This is a genomic window from Gordonia sp. DT218 (genome assembly GCF_049847105.1).
Taxonomy (GTDB): Bacteria; Actinomycetota; Actinomycetes; order Mycobacteriales; family Mycobacteriaceae; genus Gordonia.
In genome coordinates this window covers 135288-155523 of sequence record NZ_JBNCNS010000002.1, presented here as the reverse complement: position 1 = coordinate 155523, position 20236 = coordinate 135288, and the positions used below count along the sequence as shown (strand labels likewise).

The window sequence follows — 20236 nt, the reverse complement described above, 5'->3', positions numbered from 1 at the left end:
AACCAGCCGACGGTGCGCGACAGGTCGGCCCCCGGCTGCACCTGCTCTTCTCGCCCATGCCCCTCCAGCAGCACCGATACGCCGGCGTCGGCGTCGCCCGAGTCTGGCTGCACCCGCTGCCAGTGCTCGATCGCAGTGACGAGCGCGGCGACGAGGATCTCGTCGGCTCCGGTGTGGAAGGCAGCGGCCACCCGGGTCAGCACCGCTTCGGACACGGTTGCATCGACAGTCGACGTGCTGGTGGTGACGGTGCGTTCGCGGTGACGGGCCCGATCCAGTCGCCGCCCGAGAACGGTGTCACGCTCCGGTAGTCGCTGCCGCCAGAGTTCCACCTCGGCGGGCCGGGTCCGTGGGAGCTCGTCGAGCGCACCCGCCCACCGACGGGCAGAGGTGACCTCCCCGGGCAGCTCGATCGGTAGGCCCGTGGTCCGCTGGGCCCAGGCCATGGCGAGCTCGGTCGCCACGACGGGCCAGGAGACGATGTCGATGGCGATGTGGTGCACGGACACCATCAGGCGGCCGTCGCCATCCGCCGCCGACCGCAGACCGGTGACCTCGATGAGCCGTCCGGAGGCAGGGTCGAGCCGGCCCATGGCGGCTCGGTGCTCGGCGCGCAGCAGTTCGTCGAAACCGGGGGTTCCGGGATCGACGTCGGCGTCGACGATGCGCACGGCGGCGATCGGGTCGAAGTGGGCCGCGCCCGCAGTGAGGACCCATCCGTCGTCCATGGTTTCGACGAGCGTGGCCGTCAGCATCGGATGGTTGGCCACCACGGCGTCGAGCACGGCCCGGAGGTCGTCGACCCCGATCGCCGCGGGCAGGGTCAGTGTGACGGTTTGCGAGAAGTCGGCGAAATCCTCCGCCCGGTCGGACAACTCGAGCATCCAGTGCACACCGGGGGTGAGCGCGGTGCGTCCGACACCGCCGCCCTCGTACTCCGGCAGGACCGCGACCTCGCGGCCGGTGGTCGCCCGGGCAATGGCGCGGATCGTCTTGTGTTCGAAGATGTCCCGCGGGCTGACGTCCAGTCCGGCGGTGCGCAGCAAAGACGAGAGCTGGATCGACATGATCGAATCGCCGCCGAGACCGAAGAAGGATTCGGTCACCGACACGTCGTCGGTCCCCAGGATGCGGGACACCACGTCGGCGATGGCCCGCTCGGCATCGGTCGCGGCCGGCACGTGACCCACTGCGGGCGCGCCGAACTCGGGTGCGGGCAGGGCCTTGCGGTCCAGCTTTCCGGCCGAGTTCAACGGGAGCTCGTCGAGCACCGTCCACGCCGTGGGACGCATGTACTCGGGGAGCGCGGTGTCGATGATCGTGCGGATCGACCTGAGATCGAGTACCGCGCCGGGCGCGCCGGCGAGATACGCGACGAGATGTTCGCCTCCGCCGGGCGCGGTGGCCACCGTGGCCACGGCGTGTACGACACCCGGCGCAGAGGCCAGCACCGCCTCGATCTCACCGAGCTCGATGCGCTGACCACGCAGCTTGACCTGAAAGTCGGTGCGCCCCAGATACTCCAGGTCACCGCGCGGGGTGCGACGCGCCAGATCGCCGGTGCGGTACAAACGGGCGCCTGGAAGGCCGTACGGGTCCGCCACAAACCGCTCCGCGGTCAGGTCCGGCCGGGCAGCGTACCCGCGGGCCACCTGCACGCCACCCAGGTACAACTCGCCCGGGGTCCCCGGGCCGACCACCTGGAGGCGATCGTCCAGCACCAGGGCGCGGGTGTTCCACACCGATCGACCGATGAACACGGTCGGTTCGCCCGGCGTCACCTCATGATGGGTGGCGTCGACCGCCGCCTCGGTAGGCCCGTACAAGTTGTGGAGGCGGATATCGGGAAATGAATCGCACGCCGCCCGCGCGACCGACGGGGGCAACGCCTCGCCCGAGGTGAACACCTGCCGTACCGATGTCAGGCCGACGAGCCCGGCGGTTCCCAGCGCATCGACGAAGACCGACAGCATCGACGGCACGAAGTGCAAGGTACTCACCCGTGCAGTGCGGATCAGCTCCCCCAAATATGCCGGATCCCGGTGGCCGTCCGGCCGGGCGATCACCAGTTGTGCGCCGACCATGAACGGCCAGAACAACTCCCACACCGACACGTCGAAGGTGACCGGGGTCTTCTGCAGCACCACATCGGAGGGCTCCAAGACGTATGCGGCCTGCATCCACGCGAGTCGATTGACGATCGCCCCATGAGACACGGTCACACCCTTGGGGCGGCCCGTCGATCCGGAGGTGAAGATCGTGTAGGCGGCATGTTCCGGGCGGAGAGGTGCGATCCGGTCGGCATCGGTCACCGGCTCCGCTTTTGAGAAATCGGTACCCGAGCAGTCGAGCAACACCGTGTCGACCGCGATCTCGGCGACCGCGGTGTGCGCGCCGCCGACGATCACGAGTTCCACTCCTGCGGTGGTCAGCATGTACTCGACCCGGTCACGCGGTGCCGCGACATCGATCGGCACATACTGCCCGCCCGCGGTGATCACCGCGTGGATCGCGACGACCATCTCGACGGACCGTGGAATGCACACGCCGACAGCCACGTCGGGACCGACACCCCTGGCGATGAGATCGCGCGCCAGCGAGTCGACCCGTGCGGAGAACTCGTGGTGATCGAGTGTGCGACCGCCGAAACGCAATGCGGTCGCCGTGGGATGATCTCGAGCGAACTCATCGAGCGCATCCGTGAGGAGCATGCTGCCGATGTGGCCGCTCTCTCCTGTGGACACGCGGAGTTGTTCGTCGACCTCTGCATCGGTGAGCAGCGCGATGTCGCCCACCGCAGCATCGTGCCGATCTGCGATCGCCCGGAGAATCCGCTGGAATCCGCGGGCCAGACCCGCGACGGTCGAGTCGTCGAAAAGATCGGCCGCATAGACGATCTTGCCGTCGAGCCGCTCGCCCCTGTCCTGCAGGCCGAACGTCAGATCGAACTTCGCGGCATCCGCGTCGGGATCGACCGCGCTGAACTCCACACCGTCGATGTCGGTCGCGGTGGTGTCGCCCGCGACACCGCCGCCGGCCTGCTCGAGGATGACCATCACCTGGGCCAGCGGCTCGAATGCCTCCGATCGCACCGGATCCAGCGCGTCGACCACCTGCTCGAACGGCACATCCGCGTGCGCGAACGCGTCGAGATCCACTCGCCGCACCGCGTCCATGAGGCCGGACACGGTGAGCTCCGGGTCGACCTCGGTGCGCAGGACCAGCGTGTTGACGAACATGCCGATCAGGTCGTCGAGAGCGGCGCTTCCGCGACCGGCGATCGGGGTGGCGATGGCGATGTCGCGGGTGGCCGACATCCGGGCGAGCAGCACGGCAAGTGCCGCATGGATTGCCATGAACAGGGTCGCGCCCTGTGCGCGGGCCGCGGACTCGACGGCGCGACGGACGTCACCGTCGACAACGAAGTCGACGGTGCCGCTGCGCATGCTCGACACCCGGGGGCGAGGCCGGTCGGTCGGCAACTCGATGGCGTCGGGCAGGCCGGCGAGCTCCGCCCGCCAGAAGGAGAGCTGGTGGCCGATGGCGGATTCCGGGTCGCGCGGGTCGCCCATCTGATCGCGTTGCCACAGTGCGTAATCGGCGTACTGCAGGCCGAGCTCGGCCCATTCGGGCGCCCGACCGTCGTGTCGCGCCACGTAGGCGGTGATCAGGTCACGCGCGAGTACCGAGCAGGACTCGCCGTCGCTGGCGATGTGATGGGTCACCAGCACCAGGACGTGTTCGACGGGGTCCTCACCGACACGGGCGATTCTGGCGCGGACGGGCATCTCGTCGGTCACGTCGAAGCCCCGCCGCACGATCCCGAAGGCATCGCTCTCGGTGCCGACCGCCCAGTCGACCGTCGTGCCCACCGGGAGAATTCGCTGGAAGGGCAGTCCGTCGGAGTCTGCCGGATACCGGGTACGCAGGACCTCGTGTCGCGCGACGACATCCTCGAGTGCGTGGCGCATGGCGTCGAGATCGAGCGCGCCACGAAGCCGCAGCACGACCGGGATGTTGTAGGCAGGCGAGTCGGGTTCGAGTTGATTGATGAACCACATCCGCTGCTGCGCAAACGACAGCGGGATCTGCTCGGGACGTGGTTGCGGTGCCGGCGGCGAGCCGACCGCGGTCCGCGCGCCCGACATCTCGGCGTCGACGAGGGCCGCGGCCAGGTCACGAGGTGTCGGCGCGTCGAAGAGCGCCCGCACCGGCACTTCCACCCCCAACGCCTCGGCGACGCGGGCGGCGACCCGCGTGGCCGACAGCGAATTGCCACCGAGATCGAAGAAACCGTCGACCACCGACACCCGGTCGACGCCGAGCACATCGGCGAACACACCCGCGACGGTCGACTCCGCATCGGTCTCCGGCGCCACGTATCGGCCCGCGGCGAACTCCGGTTCCGGCAACGCCCGGCGATCCAGCTTGCCCGCCGAGTTCAGCGCGATGTCGTCGAGAACCATCCACACCGACGGCCGCATGTACTCCGGCAGTGCCTCGGCAGTCACCGACCGCACCGCGGGCAGGTCGATCGATCGGCCGGGCGCACCGGCCACATACGCGACGAGATGTTGCCCGCCGTCGGGCCCGTCGACAACGGTCGCCGCCACGTGGACGACACCGTCGGCCTCGGCGATCGCCGCCTCGATCTCACCGAGCTCGATCCGCTGACCGCGCAGCTTCACCTGGAAGTCGGTACGGCCGAGATACTCGAGTTCGTCGCGCGAGTTCCACCGGACGAGGTCGCCGGTGCGGTACAGGCGGGTTCCCGGCTCACCGAACGGGTCGGCGACGAACCGCTCTGCCGTCAGGTCCGGCCGCGCCGCATATCCGCGCGCCAACTGCACACCGCCGACGTAGAGTTCGCCTGCGACGCCGATCGGCACCGGATGCAAACGCGCGTCCAACACATACGCCGTCGAATTCCACACCGGCACACCGATGGCCACCGACGGCACGTCGCGGTCGATCGCCTCGATCTCCTGATAGGTGATCTCGACCGCGGCCTCCGTCGGGCCGTACAGGTTGTAGAACAACGCCTCCGGGAGCAACGTGCGCGTCTCGGCCGCCACCGCGGGGGGCAACGCCTCACCGGTCGTCGACACGATCCGCACCGAATCGAGGGCCCGTACCCGATCGGCGCCCGCCACCTCCAGGAACACCGACAGCATCGACGGTACGAAATGCACCATCGTGACGCGGTGTTCGGCGATCTGCTCGGCAACGTGGACTGGGTCGAGATGGCCGTCGGCCCGCAGGATCACCATGCGTGCGCCCACCATCAGCGGCGCGAAGATCTCCGGAACGGAACAGTCGAACGTGTACGGGGTCTTGAGCATGACCGCGTCGGTCTCGTCGATCGGCAGCTCGTCGAGGCCCCACCAGAGACGGTTGACCAGTGCGTCGTGCGGCAGGGTCACGCCCTTCGGACGGCCCGTCGAGCCGGACGTGAAAATGGTGTAGACCGCATGATCCGGACCCAGTGGCGCGCCGCGGTCGGCGTCGGTCACCTCGGCCGAGGAGGGATGGTCGGAATCGACGTCTGCTGATGCATCGACCTCGACGATGCGCAGTTCTGCCGCGAGGTCGTCGATCGCCGCCGGGCGGTCGGTGTGGGCATCGACCAGCACCACCTCGACGCCTGCGGTGTCGACCATGTACCGAGCACGATCTGTCGGCACCCCGGGGTCGACCGGGACATACTGCCCGCCGGCCGTCACGACGGCGTGGATGGCCATCACCATCTCGACGGACCGCGGAATACACACGGCCACCGCTGTATCCGGAGTGACGCCGAGTGCGATGAGATCGCGGGCAAGGCTGTTCACGCGGGCGGCGAACTCGCGATAGGTCAGGGTCCGATCACCGGACACCAGGGCCACGGCATCGGGGGTGGCCACCGCCTGCCGGACCAGCGCGATGGGCACCGTGTCGCGCGGCACGTCCTTCTCGACGCCGGCGGACAGGGCGTGGCGGCGTCTGCGATCGCCCTCGCTGAGCAACTCGACATCGCCGATCGGCGTGGACGGGGCGGTGACGAGTTCGCCGAGGAGGCGCTCGAAACGGGCAGCGAACTCGACGATCGTCGCCTCGGTGAACAGGTCGGTGGCGTAGATGATGTTGCCGCCGAGGGCCGCTGCCGGGTCGTCGGCACGCTCCGGCGAGACCTCGATGGTGAGGTCCACCTTGGCCGAGGGTGCGCCTGCGTCGACGGGGGTGACGTAGAGGCCGGGCAGGGCGACGTCATCGGAGATCGCCCGCTGGTAGGCCAGCATCACCTGGGTCAGTGGCGCGAACGCCTCGGAGCGCAGTGGATTCAGCTTCTCGACGAGGTGCTCGAACGGCACGTCGGCGTTGGCGAAGGCGTCGAGGTCGGTGCTGCGCGTCGCCGCGACGACGTCGGCGAATCCGGCGGCGGCGTCGATCTCGGTGCGCAACACCAGGGTGTTGACGAACATGCCGACGATCTCGTCGAGTTCGGCGCGACCGCGACCGGCGACCGGCGTGCCGATGGCGATGTCCGAGGTCCCGGACAACCGCGCGAGAAGTACTGCCAGACCGGCGTGCACCACCATGAACTCGGTGGCCCCCAGTTGGCGGGCGAGGTCGATGATGCCGCGCCGGGTGTCACTCGGGATGGTGAAGCGGATGTTCGCCCCGCGCATGCTCGCCACCGGCGGCCGGATGTGATCGGTCGGCAGGTTGAGCAGGTCGGGCAGCCCATCGAGGGTCCGAGTCCAGTGGTCCAGCTGTCGACCGAGCACCGAGGTCGGATCGTCGGTGTCGCCGAGCACGCGCTGCTGCCAGAGCGCGAAGTCGGCGAATCCGACCGCGAGCGGAGCCAGGCCGGGTCGTTGTCCGTGGCGACGCGCCTCGTACGCGGTCAGCAGGTCACGCACCAGCGGCCCGGTCGACTCCCCGTCGGCCGCGATGTGGTGGGTGACGACGAGAAAGACGTGATCGTCGGGTCCCAGCGAGGCGATCCGCGCGCGGATCGGCATGTCGGTGGTGACATCGAACCCGGTGGTGGCGTCCGTGGCGATCGTGTCGAAGGCCGCTGCCGGATCGTCGATCTCGGCCCAGTCCAGCTGCTTCCGGGCCTCGTCGACGCCGACGACGACTTGATGTGGGCGTCCGTCGGCGGCCGGGAACACCGTGCGCAGTGTCTCGTGCCGCTCGACGACGTCGCCGAGCGCGGTCCGCAACGCCTCGACGTCGACCTGTCCACGCAGCCGGAGAGCCACCGGCAGGTTGTAGGCGGGGGAACCGGGTTCGAACCGGTTGATGAACCACATCCGCTGCTGCGCGGTGGACAGCGGGATGATGTCTGGGCGCGGGCCCGCGACGAGGGGTTCGACCTCGGTGTCACCGGTGTGGATGCGACGCGCGAGATCACGGACGGTGGGCGCCTCGAACAGATCCCGGACGCCGACATCGGCTTTGAGAGCACTGCCGACGCGCGCGCTCACCCGGGTGGCCGAGAGCGAGTTGCCGCCGAGATCGAAGAAACTGTCGACGACCGACACCCGATCCACGCCGAGCACCTCGGCGAAGACCTGCGCGATCGTCTCCTCGATCTCGCCATCCGGTGCCACGAGTTCACCGGCGGCGAACTCCGGTTCGGGCAGCGCGCGACGATCGAGCTTGCCGGTGCTGCCAAGCGGAACCTCGTCGAGCGTCATCCACACGGTGGGACGCATGTATTCGGGCAGCGCACCGGCAACCGAGTCGCGCACCGCGTCGAGATCGAGACGCTGGCCGGGTCCGGCCGCCACATACGCGACGAGATGCTCGCCGCCCCCGGCAGCCGTGGCGACGGTGGCGGCCGCGTGGACGACGCCCGGCGCCGAGGTCAGCACCGATTCGATCTCGCCGAGCTCGATGCGCTGGCCGCGCAGTTTCACCTGGAAGTCGGTGCGGCCCAGGTATTCGATCTCTCCGGACATGCTCCAGCGGACGAGGTCGCCGGTGCGGTAGAGCCGCCCCCCGGTGCCGAACGGATCTGCCACAAAGCGTTCGGCGGTGAGATCCGGGCGCGCCGCGTAGCCGCGGGCGATCTGTATGCCGCCGAGGTACAGCTCGCCTGCGACTCCCGGCGGCACCGGGCGCAGCCGGTCGTCGAGGACCCACACCGCCGTGTTCCGGATCGGTCCGCCGATCGGCACCACCGTGCAGTGCTCGTCGACGGTTCCGATGGCGTGCGCGGTCACCTCGACGGCGGCCTCGGTGGGGCCGTACAGGTTGTGCAGCGCCACCTGCGGGAGTCGTTCGCGGGCGGTACGGGCGAGGGCGGGCGGCAGGGCCTCGCCCGCGATGTAGAGGTGGCGCAGTCCGGTCATGGCCGCGAGTTGCTCGTCCTCGACGACGTCGAGGAAGGCGGCGAGCATCGAGGGGACGAAGTCGACGGCCACGATGCCGTGCCGGGCGACGAGCTCGGCCAGGTAGGCGGGATCGGCATGTCCGCCGGGGCGGGCGACGATCACCCGCGCACCGATCATGAACGGTGCGAACAGCTCCGGCACCGACACGTCGAACGTGTACGGCGTCTTCAGGATGGTCGCCGATGTCGCGTCGACCCCGTCGAAGGTCTCCAGTCCCCACCGGAGTCGGTTGACGACCGACCGGTGGGAGACGGTTACGCCCTTGGGGCGGCCGGTCGATCCGGAGGTGAAGATCGTGTAGGCCGCGTGCTCCGGGCGCAACGGTGCCCGGCGATCGTCATCGGTGATCGCCGCGCCCACCTCGGCCGGAACACTCGCATCGACCACGATGGTGTCCACGCCCGCAGCGGCGACCGCCGCGGGTACTCCCCCGGGACCGATGAGAACCGTTGTCACCGAGGCGGTATCGGTCATGTATCGCACGCGGTCGGCCGGCGCCTCGGTGTCCATCGGCACGTACTGACCACCTGCGATCGTGATCGCATGGACCGCCACGAGCATCTCGATCGACCGTGGCAGACAGACTCCCACCGCGTCGTCTGGTCTGATGCCCGCCGCGATCAGCGATCGGCCGAGTACGTTGACCTGCGCGCTGAACTCGCCGTAGCTGATCTCACGGTCGCCGTCGACCGCGGCGACGGCATCCGGTGTGAGCGCGGCCTGAGCGGCCAGACCCGCACCCACGACGTCGGCCGGTTCGTCGATCCGGTCGCCCTGACCCCACTTCTCGATGATGTCGCGATCCGCGGGTGTCAGCAGGTCGATATCGCCGACGCGACCGGGATCGGTGGCGCCGAGCGCGAGCAGGATCTGTGTGAAGGCGTTGCCGAGATGCTCGATCTGGGCGTCGGAGAACGCATCCGGCAGGTACTTGAGCTGTAGCGACACACCCGACGCGGCGGCATCGGCCGTGGCACCCGAGGTGTCACGTGCCGGTGCGGCGATCAGGTTCAGGGGGTAGTGCGTTGCATCACCGGTGCGGATCGCCGTGATCTGAAGGTCTTCGGACTGCCCGTTGTCGGCGATCGTATCGGCGTCGACCGGGTAGGACTCGTAGACGGTGAGGGTGTCGAACAGCGCGTGGTGGCCGGTGGCCGCGGCGATGTCGGCCAGGCCCATGTGCTGGTGATCGAGAAGTCGGGTCTTGGTGTCCTGCAAGGCACGTACCGCGTCGTCGATCCGCTGGTCCGGATCGACGGTGACCGCGACGGGCAATGTGTTGATGAACAGGCCGACCATCTGCTCGACGCCGTCGATGTCGGCCGGACGGCCCGACACCGTCTCGCCGAAACCGACCGTCTGCTGCCCGGTGAGCCGCGACAACAGCACCGCCCAACCGAACTGGAGCAGGGTCGAGGTGGTGACGCCGAGTCGCCGAGCGGCGTGCCCGAGGGCGATCCCCAGATCCGCCCCGGTGTCGATGACGTGCTCGCGAGGCCGCGCATCCTCGGTGGCCACCCGTCCGGGGGCGACGACGGTCGGGCCGTCGAGGCGGGCCAACGCGTCCGACCAGACCGCACGTGCGGCAGCGTCGTCGCGCCGGGCGAGCCACCGCAGGAAGGTCGCGAAATCTCCGCTGTCGGTGGAGGTCAACGGGTGACCGCCGAGGTACGTGGCGAACAGGTCACCGACGATCAACGGTCCCGACCACCCGTCCACCACGAGGTGATGGCTGGTGACGGCGAGTGCGGCACGTGATCCGGGCAGCAGCACCAACGCGAATCGGATCAGGCCGGGCTCGGAGAGGACGAACGGGCGCCGCACCTGATCCATCGCGATCGATTCGAGGTGGTCGTCGGGTTCGCCCGTCTCGTCGCGCAGATCGATCGTGGCCCACTCCGGATCGATCCGGGGCGGGACGACTGCGACGACCGTCCCCTCGACAGTCCGCACGTAGCCCGAGCGCAGGACTCGATGGTGATCCAGGAGACTTGTTGCGGCAGATCGCATCTGCTCGACGTCGATATCGCCCGCGAGCTCGATCACGGCCTGCGTCACGTACACGTCGACCTCTGCGGCCGCAGACTTCTCGTCGCCCGACGCCGCCCCGAGTTCGGCCTGGAAGTAGAGCCCCTGCTGGAGCGGGGTCAGTGGCCAGATCTCGGCACCTGGATAGCGGCGACCCAGATCGTCGATCTCGTCCTGGCGCAGACGCGGTCCGATGAGATCGGACGGAGACGGCCCGGGATCCGCGGCCTCGGTCGCCGCGACGATGCCCGCCAGCTCCGTGGCCCAGCGGGCGCCGAGATCGGTGACCTCGTCGTCGGTGAGCGAACCCGGGCGATACGCGAACGACGCGCGGAGCCGTCGGTGCCCGTCGATGACGACGGTCTGGACGTCCACCGACAGCGCATGGGGCATCACCAGGGCGCCGCTGAGCGTCGACGGGAGCTCGACATCGTCGCCCGACGGCACGAATGCCGCATCGGCGGCGTCGGCGTTCTGCGGGCCCGACGCTGCGACATTTCCGAAGTAGTTGAACCCGATCGAGGGCAGGCGCCTGCGCCCGAGCTCGGCCAGGTCGGCGAGGGTCGCGGCATCGGTGTCCGGGGCGGTGAGTACGCGCGGCGCGAGATAGCGCAGCACGCCGAATCCGAGGCCGTGGTCCTCGCGGCCGCGGAGCTCCTCCTTGGTCTCCTTCACCGTGCGCACGACGTCGTGGTCGCCGCCCACCGGGACACGCACCGGGGATATCGTCGTGAACCACCCGACGGTTCGCGACAGGTCCACGGCTCGTGGATCGTCACCGCGGGCGGCGATCTCGGTCTCCCGGCCGTGGCCCTCGACGCCGAACACGACTGCATCGTCGACACCCTCTGGGCCGTCGGTACCCCCTGCGTGTGCACCGGTCCACCCGTGGACGGCCCTGGCCAGCGCGGCGAGCAGCGCGTCCTGGGTGCCGGCGCCGAACGCGTCGGGCACGGTGGTGAGCAACGCGCGGGTGGTGTCGGCGTCCACCAGCAGCGGCACCGTCACCGGCTGCGCCGCTCGAGTCTCGGCGCGGTCGAGTTCGCGGCCGATGCGCAGTGGGTTCGCCGGCAACCGCTCCAGCCAGTAGGGCAGTTCGGTCAATCGGTCGGCCGCGTGGTCGGCGAGCAGGCGGGACCACCGACGAACCGAGGTGCCCTCGGGTTGCGGTGCCGGCGCGAGACCGGATTCCCGCTGTGACCACATGGTCGCCAGGTCGACCACGATCGTCGGCCACGACACCGCATCGACGGCGAGATGATGGATCACGATCAGCAGCCGGGCGCCGGCACCGACCGCGACGCCGCCGTCGGCGATCTCGACCGTGTCGGGTACCACCACGACACAGCGCAGGATGTCGCCCGTCGCGGGATCGAGTTCGGCGAGTGCCTCGGCGTGCAGATCGGTTATCGCACCGGCGAACTCCGCACTGCCGGGCGCCGCCGCCACCGCCGCGGTCCGCACCAGGCGACCGGTGTCCACGGTGGCGCCGGTGTCGAGGTTCCACTCCCCCTCGACCTGGCGCAGTCGCGCGGTCAGCATCGGGTGGGCGGCGACCAGCGCGGCGAGCATGTGCCGCAGGTCATCTCCGGTCAGCCCGGCGGGCAGACGGAGGAGATTGGCCTGTGAGAAGTCGGCGAAGTCCGCGGGTGAATCAGCGTGCTCGAGCATCCAGTCGACGATCGGCGTGATCACCATCTGGCCGGATGGCCCGTCGGCCAGTTCGGCGAGTGGTTCCACCGCCGCGCCGACGACGCCCGCCGCCGCGGCCATGGCACGGATCGTCTTGTGCTCGAAGATGTCCCGAGGGGTGAGGGCAAACCCCGCGGACTTGGCCGCGGATGCCAGCTGGATGGACATGATGCTGTCGCCGCCGAGGGTGAAGAACGAGTCGGTGGCGCCCACCCGGTCCGCGCCCAGCAAGCCGGCGACGATGCCGGCCAGGGTGCGTTCGGTATCCGTCGCGGGTGGCACGAACTCGGTGTCGGCGACGAAGTCCGGGGCGGGCAGGGCGGCCCGGTCCAACTTGCCCGCGGGGGTCAACGGCAGCGCGTCGAGCACGATCAGCTGTGCAGGCACCATGTGAGCGGCCAGTCGCCGACCTGCCTCGCTCGACACCGCGGCGGTGTCGAGAACCGTGCGGTCGTCGGCGACGAGATAGCCGACCAGTCGGGTCCGTCCGGCGGGGTCCTCGGCACCCAGGGTGAGCGCATGTGCAACGCCATCGGCTGCGGCGAGCACGGCGTCGATCTCGCCGAGTTCGACTCGCTGACCGTTGATCTTCACCTGGTGGTCGGCACGCCCGGCGAACTCGATCTCGCCGGCGGGGGTCCGCCGGACCAGGTCGCCGGTGGCGTAGAGCCGTGACCCGGGCAGTCCCAGCGGATCGGCGACGAATCGCGCGGCGGTCAGGCCTGCCCTCGCGAGGTAACCGCGCGCCAGACCGGGTGCCGAGAGGTACAACTCGCCGATGACACCGTGCGGCACCGGGTTGAGGCGCTCGTCGAGGATGTAGGCGGTGAAACCCCGGATCGGTCGCCCGATGGTGACCGGTCGGCCCGGGAGAGATCGGCCGGCGGTGGCCCAGATCGTCGTCTCGGACGGCCCGTAGAAGTTGAACAGTGCCCGCCCGTCGGCGGCCCACCGCCCGATCAGTTCGGGCGGGCAGGCCTCGCCACCCGTCGCGAGGTGCTTGAGGGTGGTGAGTCCCGCGGGATCGACGGTGGCGAGCACGGTGGGCGTGATCAGCGCATCGGTGATGCGGTGCCGTGCGATGAGGGCGGCGAGTTCGGCGCCACCGTAGATCTCGGCAGGCGAGACGACCAGCGTGTGCCCGGATCCGATGGCCCAGATCATCTCGAGCATCGAGGCGTCGAAGCTCGGCGATGCCACGTGCAGCACGCGCGTGGCTGGGCCGGAGGACACTTCACGCAATGCTTGTACGAGATCGGAGATGCCGCGGTGGTTGACGGCAACCGCCTTGGGCCGACCTGTCGAGCCGGACGTGTAGATCAGGTAGGCGAGGTTGTCGAGGCGTACCGGTGCAAGCCGCTCGGCATCGGTCACGGTGTCCGCCGACTCCCGCCCGGTCGCCTCGATCAGGTCGGTCTCGTCGAGGACAAGCCAGTGCGGCCGATCACGGTCGCCGAGGGTGACGCGGTCGGCGACCGTTGTGAGGCCCAGGGCCGCACCCGAATCCGACAACATGTGGTCGATGCGATCGTCCGGGTAGGTCGGGTCGATCGGCAGGTAGACACCTCCCGCCTTGATCACCGCCCACGTGGCGACGACCGACTCCATCGACCGTGCGATGCCGACCGCGACCACCACGTCCGGTCCCACACCGTGGCGGATCAGGGTGCGGGCGAGTCGGTTGGTCCGGGATTCGAATTCCTGGTAGTCGATCGTCTCCGCGCCACTGATGAGTGCGGCATGCTCCGGATCGAGGGTGCGGTCGCCGAGGACCTCGGGGAGAGTCTTCCCACCACCGAAGGTCTCGTTCGCTCGGGCGGCCGCCGCGAGTTCGGCGCGGACGGCGTCCATCTCCCGCCGCTGGGCATCGTCGAGCAGGTCGATGTCGCCGACGGCGGCGGTACGGTCCCCGGTGACCGCGCCGAGGACCCGCAGCCAGGTGTCGGCGAACCCCAGGATCGTCGGCTCGTCGAACAATGCTCGCGCATAGAGGAACTCCGCCTTCAGGTCGGGTGTCCCGTCGCTTCCGGGGCGTTCGAGGACACCGACGGTGAGGTCGAACTTGGCATCCTGTTCGGCGAGGTCGAGCGGTTCGATCTCGAGTCCGGCCCCGGTGAACGCCGCGCGACCGGCCGTGTCGTCGGTCGCATAGGTGAACGCGATCTGCGTGAGCGGCGCGTGCGCTGTCGACCGTTCCGGTGCCAGCGCATCCACGAGTTGTTCGAAGGCGACGTCGCTGTGGGCGAAGGCCTCGAGGTCGACGGCTCTGACCTCGGCGAGGAAGTCCTCGACCGACACCGCCGGGTCGACAGCGGTCCGCAACACCAAGGTGTTGACGAACATGCCGATCAATTCGTCGAGGACCGCCTGTCCGCGGCCGGCGACGGGCGCCCCGATCACGACGTCGCGCGTCGCGGCGAGTCGGGCCACGGTCAGCGCGAGCGCGCCGTGGCACACCATGAACGGCGTCAGACCGGTCTCGGCCGCGGTGCGCCGCACCGCAGCGGCGAGATCCGCGGGTAGGTCGATGCTCACGCGCTCGCCGTCGGCTTCGAGCACCGATGGCCGCGGCCGGTCCATGGGCAGGTCGGTGACCGCCGGGATCTCGTCGAGGACCGACAGCCAGTGCGCGAACTGCCGGCCGATGGGTGAGGTCGCGTCGTCGGTGCGGCCGAGCGTCTGGTGTTGCCACAACGCGAAATCGGCGTACTGGACGGTCGGCGGCTCGGCGGCCGACCCGACGCCGGTACGCGCGAGGTAGGCACGGACCAGGTCGGTCGCGAGAACCTTGGCCGACTCCCCGTCAAAGGCGATGTGATGGCACACGACGATGACGTCGGTGGTCCCCGAATCCGCTGCCCGCCAGACCCGTCCGCGAATCGGGAGGTCGCTCGCGATGTCGAATCCGCGGGCGGTGGCGTCGCGCAGGTCGCCGGAGTCGCGGGCGAACGACCAGTCGAGACGCTCGGCGGCGGCGTCGACGTCCAGGATGCGTTGTGCGGGTCGCCCGTCCACGGTGGGGTACACGGTGCGCAGGATCTCGTGTCGTCCGATCACGTCCAGCAGCGCATCGAGCAGGGCATCGTGATCGACATCTCCGGCCAGCCGCAGGCCCAACGGGATGTTGTACGCCGAGGATGTGATGTCGAACTGGTTGATGAACCACATCCGCTGCTGCGCGAACGACAACGGGATGACGTCGGGCCGGGGCTGCGCGACGATCGGCGCGGTCGCACCGGTTCCCGGACGGACCCGTTCGGCCAGCGATCGCACGGTCGGCGCGTCGAACAGGTCCCGCACCGTGACGTCGGTGTCGAGGGCGCGGCCGACGCGAGCGGCCACCCGGGTGGCGGACAGCGAGTTGCCCCCGAGGTCGAAGAAACTCTCGGTCGCCGATGCGCGGTCGAGGCCGAGTACCTCGGCGAAGACACCGGCGATGGTCACCTCGGTGTCGGTGGTGGGCGCCACGTACTCGCCGCCGCCGCGCTCCGGTGCCGGCAGGGCACGTCGATCCAGTTTGCCCGAACCGGTGAGCTCGACGTGCTGCAATGGCATCCACACCGTCGGCTGCATGTACTCCGGGAGCATGCGGGCCGCGAGCGCCTTGACCGGGGCAAGATCGATCCCTGTTCCGCCGGATTCCCCGGTGCTGCCGGCGAGGTAGGCGACCAGATGTTCGGAGCCGTCGGCGGTGGTCGCGACGGTGGCCGCGGCGTGCACCACTCCGGGTGCGGAGAGGAGCACCGCCTCGATCTCGCCCAGCTCGATGCGCTGACCGCGCAGCTTCACCTGGAAGTCGGTGCGGCCCAGGTATTCCAGATCACCCTGGGGATCGTGGCGCACCAGGTCGCCGGTGCGGTACATGCGGGCCCCGGCCGGCCCGGCCGGGTCCGCGACGAACCGGTCGGCGGTGAGGTCGGTGCGCGAGGCGTACCCGCGGGCGAGTTGCAAGCCACCGAGGTAGAGCTCGCCGGGCACCCCGATGGGGACCGGATGGAGCCGGGCGTCGAGGACGCGCGTCGTGGTGTTCCAGACCGGCCGGCCGATCGGTACCTCGGTGTCGCCGTATCGCACCTCGTGGTAGGTGACGTCGACGGCCGCCTCGGTGGGCCCGTACAGATTGTGGAGCCGCACGTTCGGCAGCGCGTCCAGCGCGGTCGCGGCGACCGAGGGTGCCAGCGCCTCACCGGAAGTGAACAGCTGCCGGATCGACGACAATGCGGAGAGCCCTTCGGGGCCGAGGACGTCGATGAAGGCCGACAGCATCGACGGCACGAAGTGTGTGGTGGTCACCCGCTGCTCGCGGATGAGCTGCGCCAGATAGGCCGGGTCGCGGTGGCCGTCGGGACGGGCGATCACCAGTTGCGCGCCGACCATCAACGGCCAGAACAATTCCCACACCGACACGTCGAAGGTCACCGGCGTCTTCTGCAGCACGACGTCTGCGCCGCGCAACCGGTAGGAGTCCTGCATCCAGGCCAGGCGGTTCGCTATGGCCGCGTGGGTGATGACGACGCCCTTGGGGCGGCCCGTCGAGCCGGAGGTGAACAGGGTGTAGGCGGCGTGGTCGGCGGTCAGCGGTGTCCTGCGGTCGGCGTCGGTGACCGGCGAGGTGTCCCCGGCGACCGGCGCGGACAGGTCGGCGACGATGAGGGGACGGTTCGAGTCGGCGAGCGCGTCCGGCACGCCGCCGGGGCCGACGATGACTGCGGCCGCGCGTGCGGTGTCGAGCATGTAGTCGATGCGATCCGCCGGCGCCGCCGGATCGATCGGCACGTAGTGACCGCCGGCGGTCACCACCGCATGGATCGCGACCAGCATCTCCGCGGAGCGCGGGACCGCGACGGCGACCGCGACGTCCGGGCCCACGCCGGCTCCGATGAGTTCGCGCGCGAGGCCGTTCACCCGTGCGCCGAAATCGGCGTAGGAGATGGTCCGGTCGCCGTCGACGAGGGCGGGTGCGCTGCGGTGCGAACGGACCGCCGTTGCGATCGCGTCGGGCAGTACCGCGGCGTCGGTGTCGACGTCGAGGCCCTGTGACCATGCGCGGAGCTTGCCGCGTCCGGCCGAGTCGACGAGCGGCACATCGCCGACCACGGCCTCCGGGTCGTCGACGAGCGCCCGCAGGATCGCGACATACCAGTCGGCGAGCCGGATCGCGGTGTCGTGGTCGAACAGGTCGGTCGCATAGACGATCGAACCGTCGAGGGCGGTCAGCCGGCCGTCGTCGGTGCGTGTGGCGGACAGGCCGACGGTGAGGTCGAAACGTGCTGCGGGATCGGCAGGTTCGGCCGGCGCGATGCTCAGGTCCGGCAGGTCCACGCGCGATTGCGCATGCTGTTCCAGCGTGAACATGACCTGCGCGAGCGGGGCGAAGGCCTCCGATCGGGTCGGTGCGAGTCGTTCGACGAGGTGCTCGAATGGGACGTCCGCGTGGCCGAAGGCATCGAGATCGGTTCCGCGGGTGGCAGTCAGCAGCTCGCGGAACGACATGCCGGGATCGATCTCGCTGCGCAGCACGAGAGTGTTGACGAACATGCCGATCACGTCGTCGAGGGCGGCCTGTCCGCGTCCGGCCACCGGCGTCGCGATGGCGACGTCGGTGGTGGCGCCGATGCGGCCGAGAAGCGCGGCGAGGGCGGCGTGCAGCACCATGAACGGCGTCGCACCATGGCGCCGGGAGAGATCGTCGACGGCGTCGACGAGATCGGCGGGGACGTCGAATCCGGCGAGCCCACCACGCAAGGACGCCGCGGCGGGACGCGGGCGGTCCATGGGCAGTTCGATGACGTCGGGCAGGTCGGCGAGCTGTTCGGTCCAGTACGAGATCTGCTGTCCCACGATCGAGTCCGGATCGTCGGCGGAGCCGAGCACCCGCTGCTGCCACAGCGCGAAGTCGGCGTACTGGACGGACAGGTCCGGCCAGCCCGGTGTGGTGCCAGCGGTCCGTGCCGTGTAGGCGGTGACGATGTCGCGCAGCAGCGGGGCGAGCGACTCACCGTCGGCGGCGATGTGGTGGATGATCACCACGAGCAGGTGGTCGTCGTCCCCCGTCGAGACCAGCGCAGTACGGATCGGTAGGTCGCGGGTGACGTCGAACGGTTGCCCGGCGAGATCGCGCGCGGTGGCGGCGTCTGTGGGTCGACTCCACCAGGATGTGTCGGTCGTCGCGATCGTGGGGTCGAGGATCTGTTGTGCCGCATCGCCGTTCTCGTCGGCCGGGAAGACGGTGCGCAAGCTCTCGTGTCGGCTGATCACGTCGGCGAGAGCGGCGCGCAGGGCGTCGGCGTCGAGGCGGCCGGTGAGCGTCAGCGCAAACGGGATGTTGTAGGCAGGCGACGACAGGTCGAACTGGTTGATGAACCACATCCGCTGTTGTGCGCTCGACAGCGGGATGCGCTCGGGGCGTGGGCCGGCGGTCAGCGTTTCCGTTACCGGGCCGGTGATGTCGGCGACCCGGGTGGCGAGCGCACGGACCGTCGGCGCGTCGAAGAGGTCGCGCACCCCGACCCGGGTACCGAGGGCCTCGGCGATGCGGGCGGCGACTCTGGTTGCCGACAGAGAGTTGCCGCCGAGGTCGAAGAAGCTGTCGGCGGCCGACACGGTGTCGAGGCCGAGGACGTCGCCGAACACGGCGGCGATGGCACGTTCGGCGTCGGTCGCGGGTTCGGCGTACTCCCCTGCCGCGAACTCCGGCTCGGGCAGTGCGCGGCGGTCGATCTTGCCCGCGGTGTTGAACGGCATCTCCTCGAGCAGCGACCAGACCGTGGGACGCATGTACTCCGGCAGCGCCTGCGCGGCGGCCTCACGCACGGTCTGGAGGTCGATCGAATCGCCGGCGACGTAGCCGACGAGGTGTTCGTCGCCGGTGGAGGTGGCCGTGACCGTGGCAACCGCGTGCACGACGCCCGGCACGGACGCGAGGACGGCCTCGATCTCGCCGAGTTCGATGCGCTGACCGCGCAGCTTCACCTGGAAATCGGTGCGGCCCAGATAATCCAGCTCGCCGTCGGAGGTGTACCGCACCAGGTCGCCGGTGCGGTAGAGGCGCGCACCGGCCTCGCCGAACGGATCGGCGACGAACCGGTCGGCGGTCAGGTCGGCACGGGCCGCGTATCCGCGCGCGAGCTGCACACCACCGAGATACAGTTCGCCCGCCACCCCGGGTGGAACCGGCCGCAGTTGCGAATCCAGCACCCGGGTGGCGGTGTTCCAGACCGGTAGGCCGATCGGAACGGCGGTGTCGCCGGGCCGCACCTCGTGGAAGGTGACGTCGACGGCCGCCTCGGTGGGTCCGTACAGATTGTGCAGCCGCGCGTTCGGCAACGCGTCGAGTGCCGCGGCGGCCACCGTCGGCGCAAGCGCCTCACCAGAGGTGAACACCTGGCGGATCGACGTCAACTCGGCCAGACCGGCGGCCCCGACGACGTCGATGAACGTCGACAGCATGGACGGCACAAAGTGTGTGGTGGTCACCCGCTGCTCGCGGATGAGTTCCGCGAGGTAGGCCGGGTCGCGATGGCCGTCGGGACGGGCGATCACCAGTTCCGCGCCGAGCATCAACGGCCAGAACAATTCCCACACCGACACGTCGAAGGTGGCCGGGGTCTTCTGGATGACGGTGTCGCCCGAGTTGATCGGGTACGACGCCTGCATCCACGCGAGACGATTCGCGATCGCCTCGTGTGTCACCGTGACGCCCTTGGGGCGCCCGGTCGATCCGGACGTGAAGATCGTGTATGCGGGGCTCTCGCCTCGCAGCGGAGCGATCCGGTCGGCATCGGTGATCGGTGCGACGGTCACGTCGGCGGTGCGCTCGGCCGCAATGGTCATTGTGTCGGTGTGCTGCGCGCCGATTGTGTGTGCGGTGTCATCGGCGACGAGCACGAGCGTCGCGCCGGAGGTGTCGAGCATGTACTCGACACGGTCGGCCGGGGCGTCCGGGTCGATCGGCACGTAGTGCCCGCCGGCCGCGACCACGGCGTGCAGGGCGACGAGCAGTTCCACCGACCGTGGGATACACACGCCCACGGCGACTTCGGGTCCGACGCCACGCGCGATCAGGTCGCGCGCCAGGTTCCACACCCGCGAACCGAACCGGGCGTACGTGATCGAGTTGCCATCGAAGACCA

The 20236-nt window shown here is 69.7% G+C and carries 1 protein-coding gene (running past both ends of the window); it reads right to left on the bottom strand.

This entire window lies inside a single protein-coding gene on the bottom strand: locus ACPXCG_RS07615, encoding a non-ribosomal peptide synthase/polyketide synthase (RefSeq protein ID WP_425790725.1). The 53661-nt coding sequence extends 14119 nt beyond the window's left edge and 19306 nt beyond its right edge, so the window shows coding positions 19307-39542 (codon 6436, partial, through codon 13181, partial); the first complete codon in reading order (the gene reads right to left) occupies positions 20232 to 20234. Both codon boundaries (start and stop) fall beyond the window edges.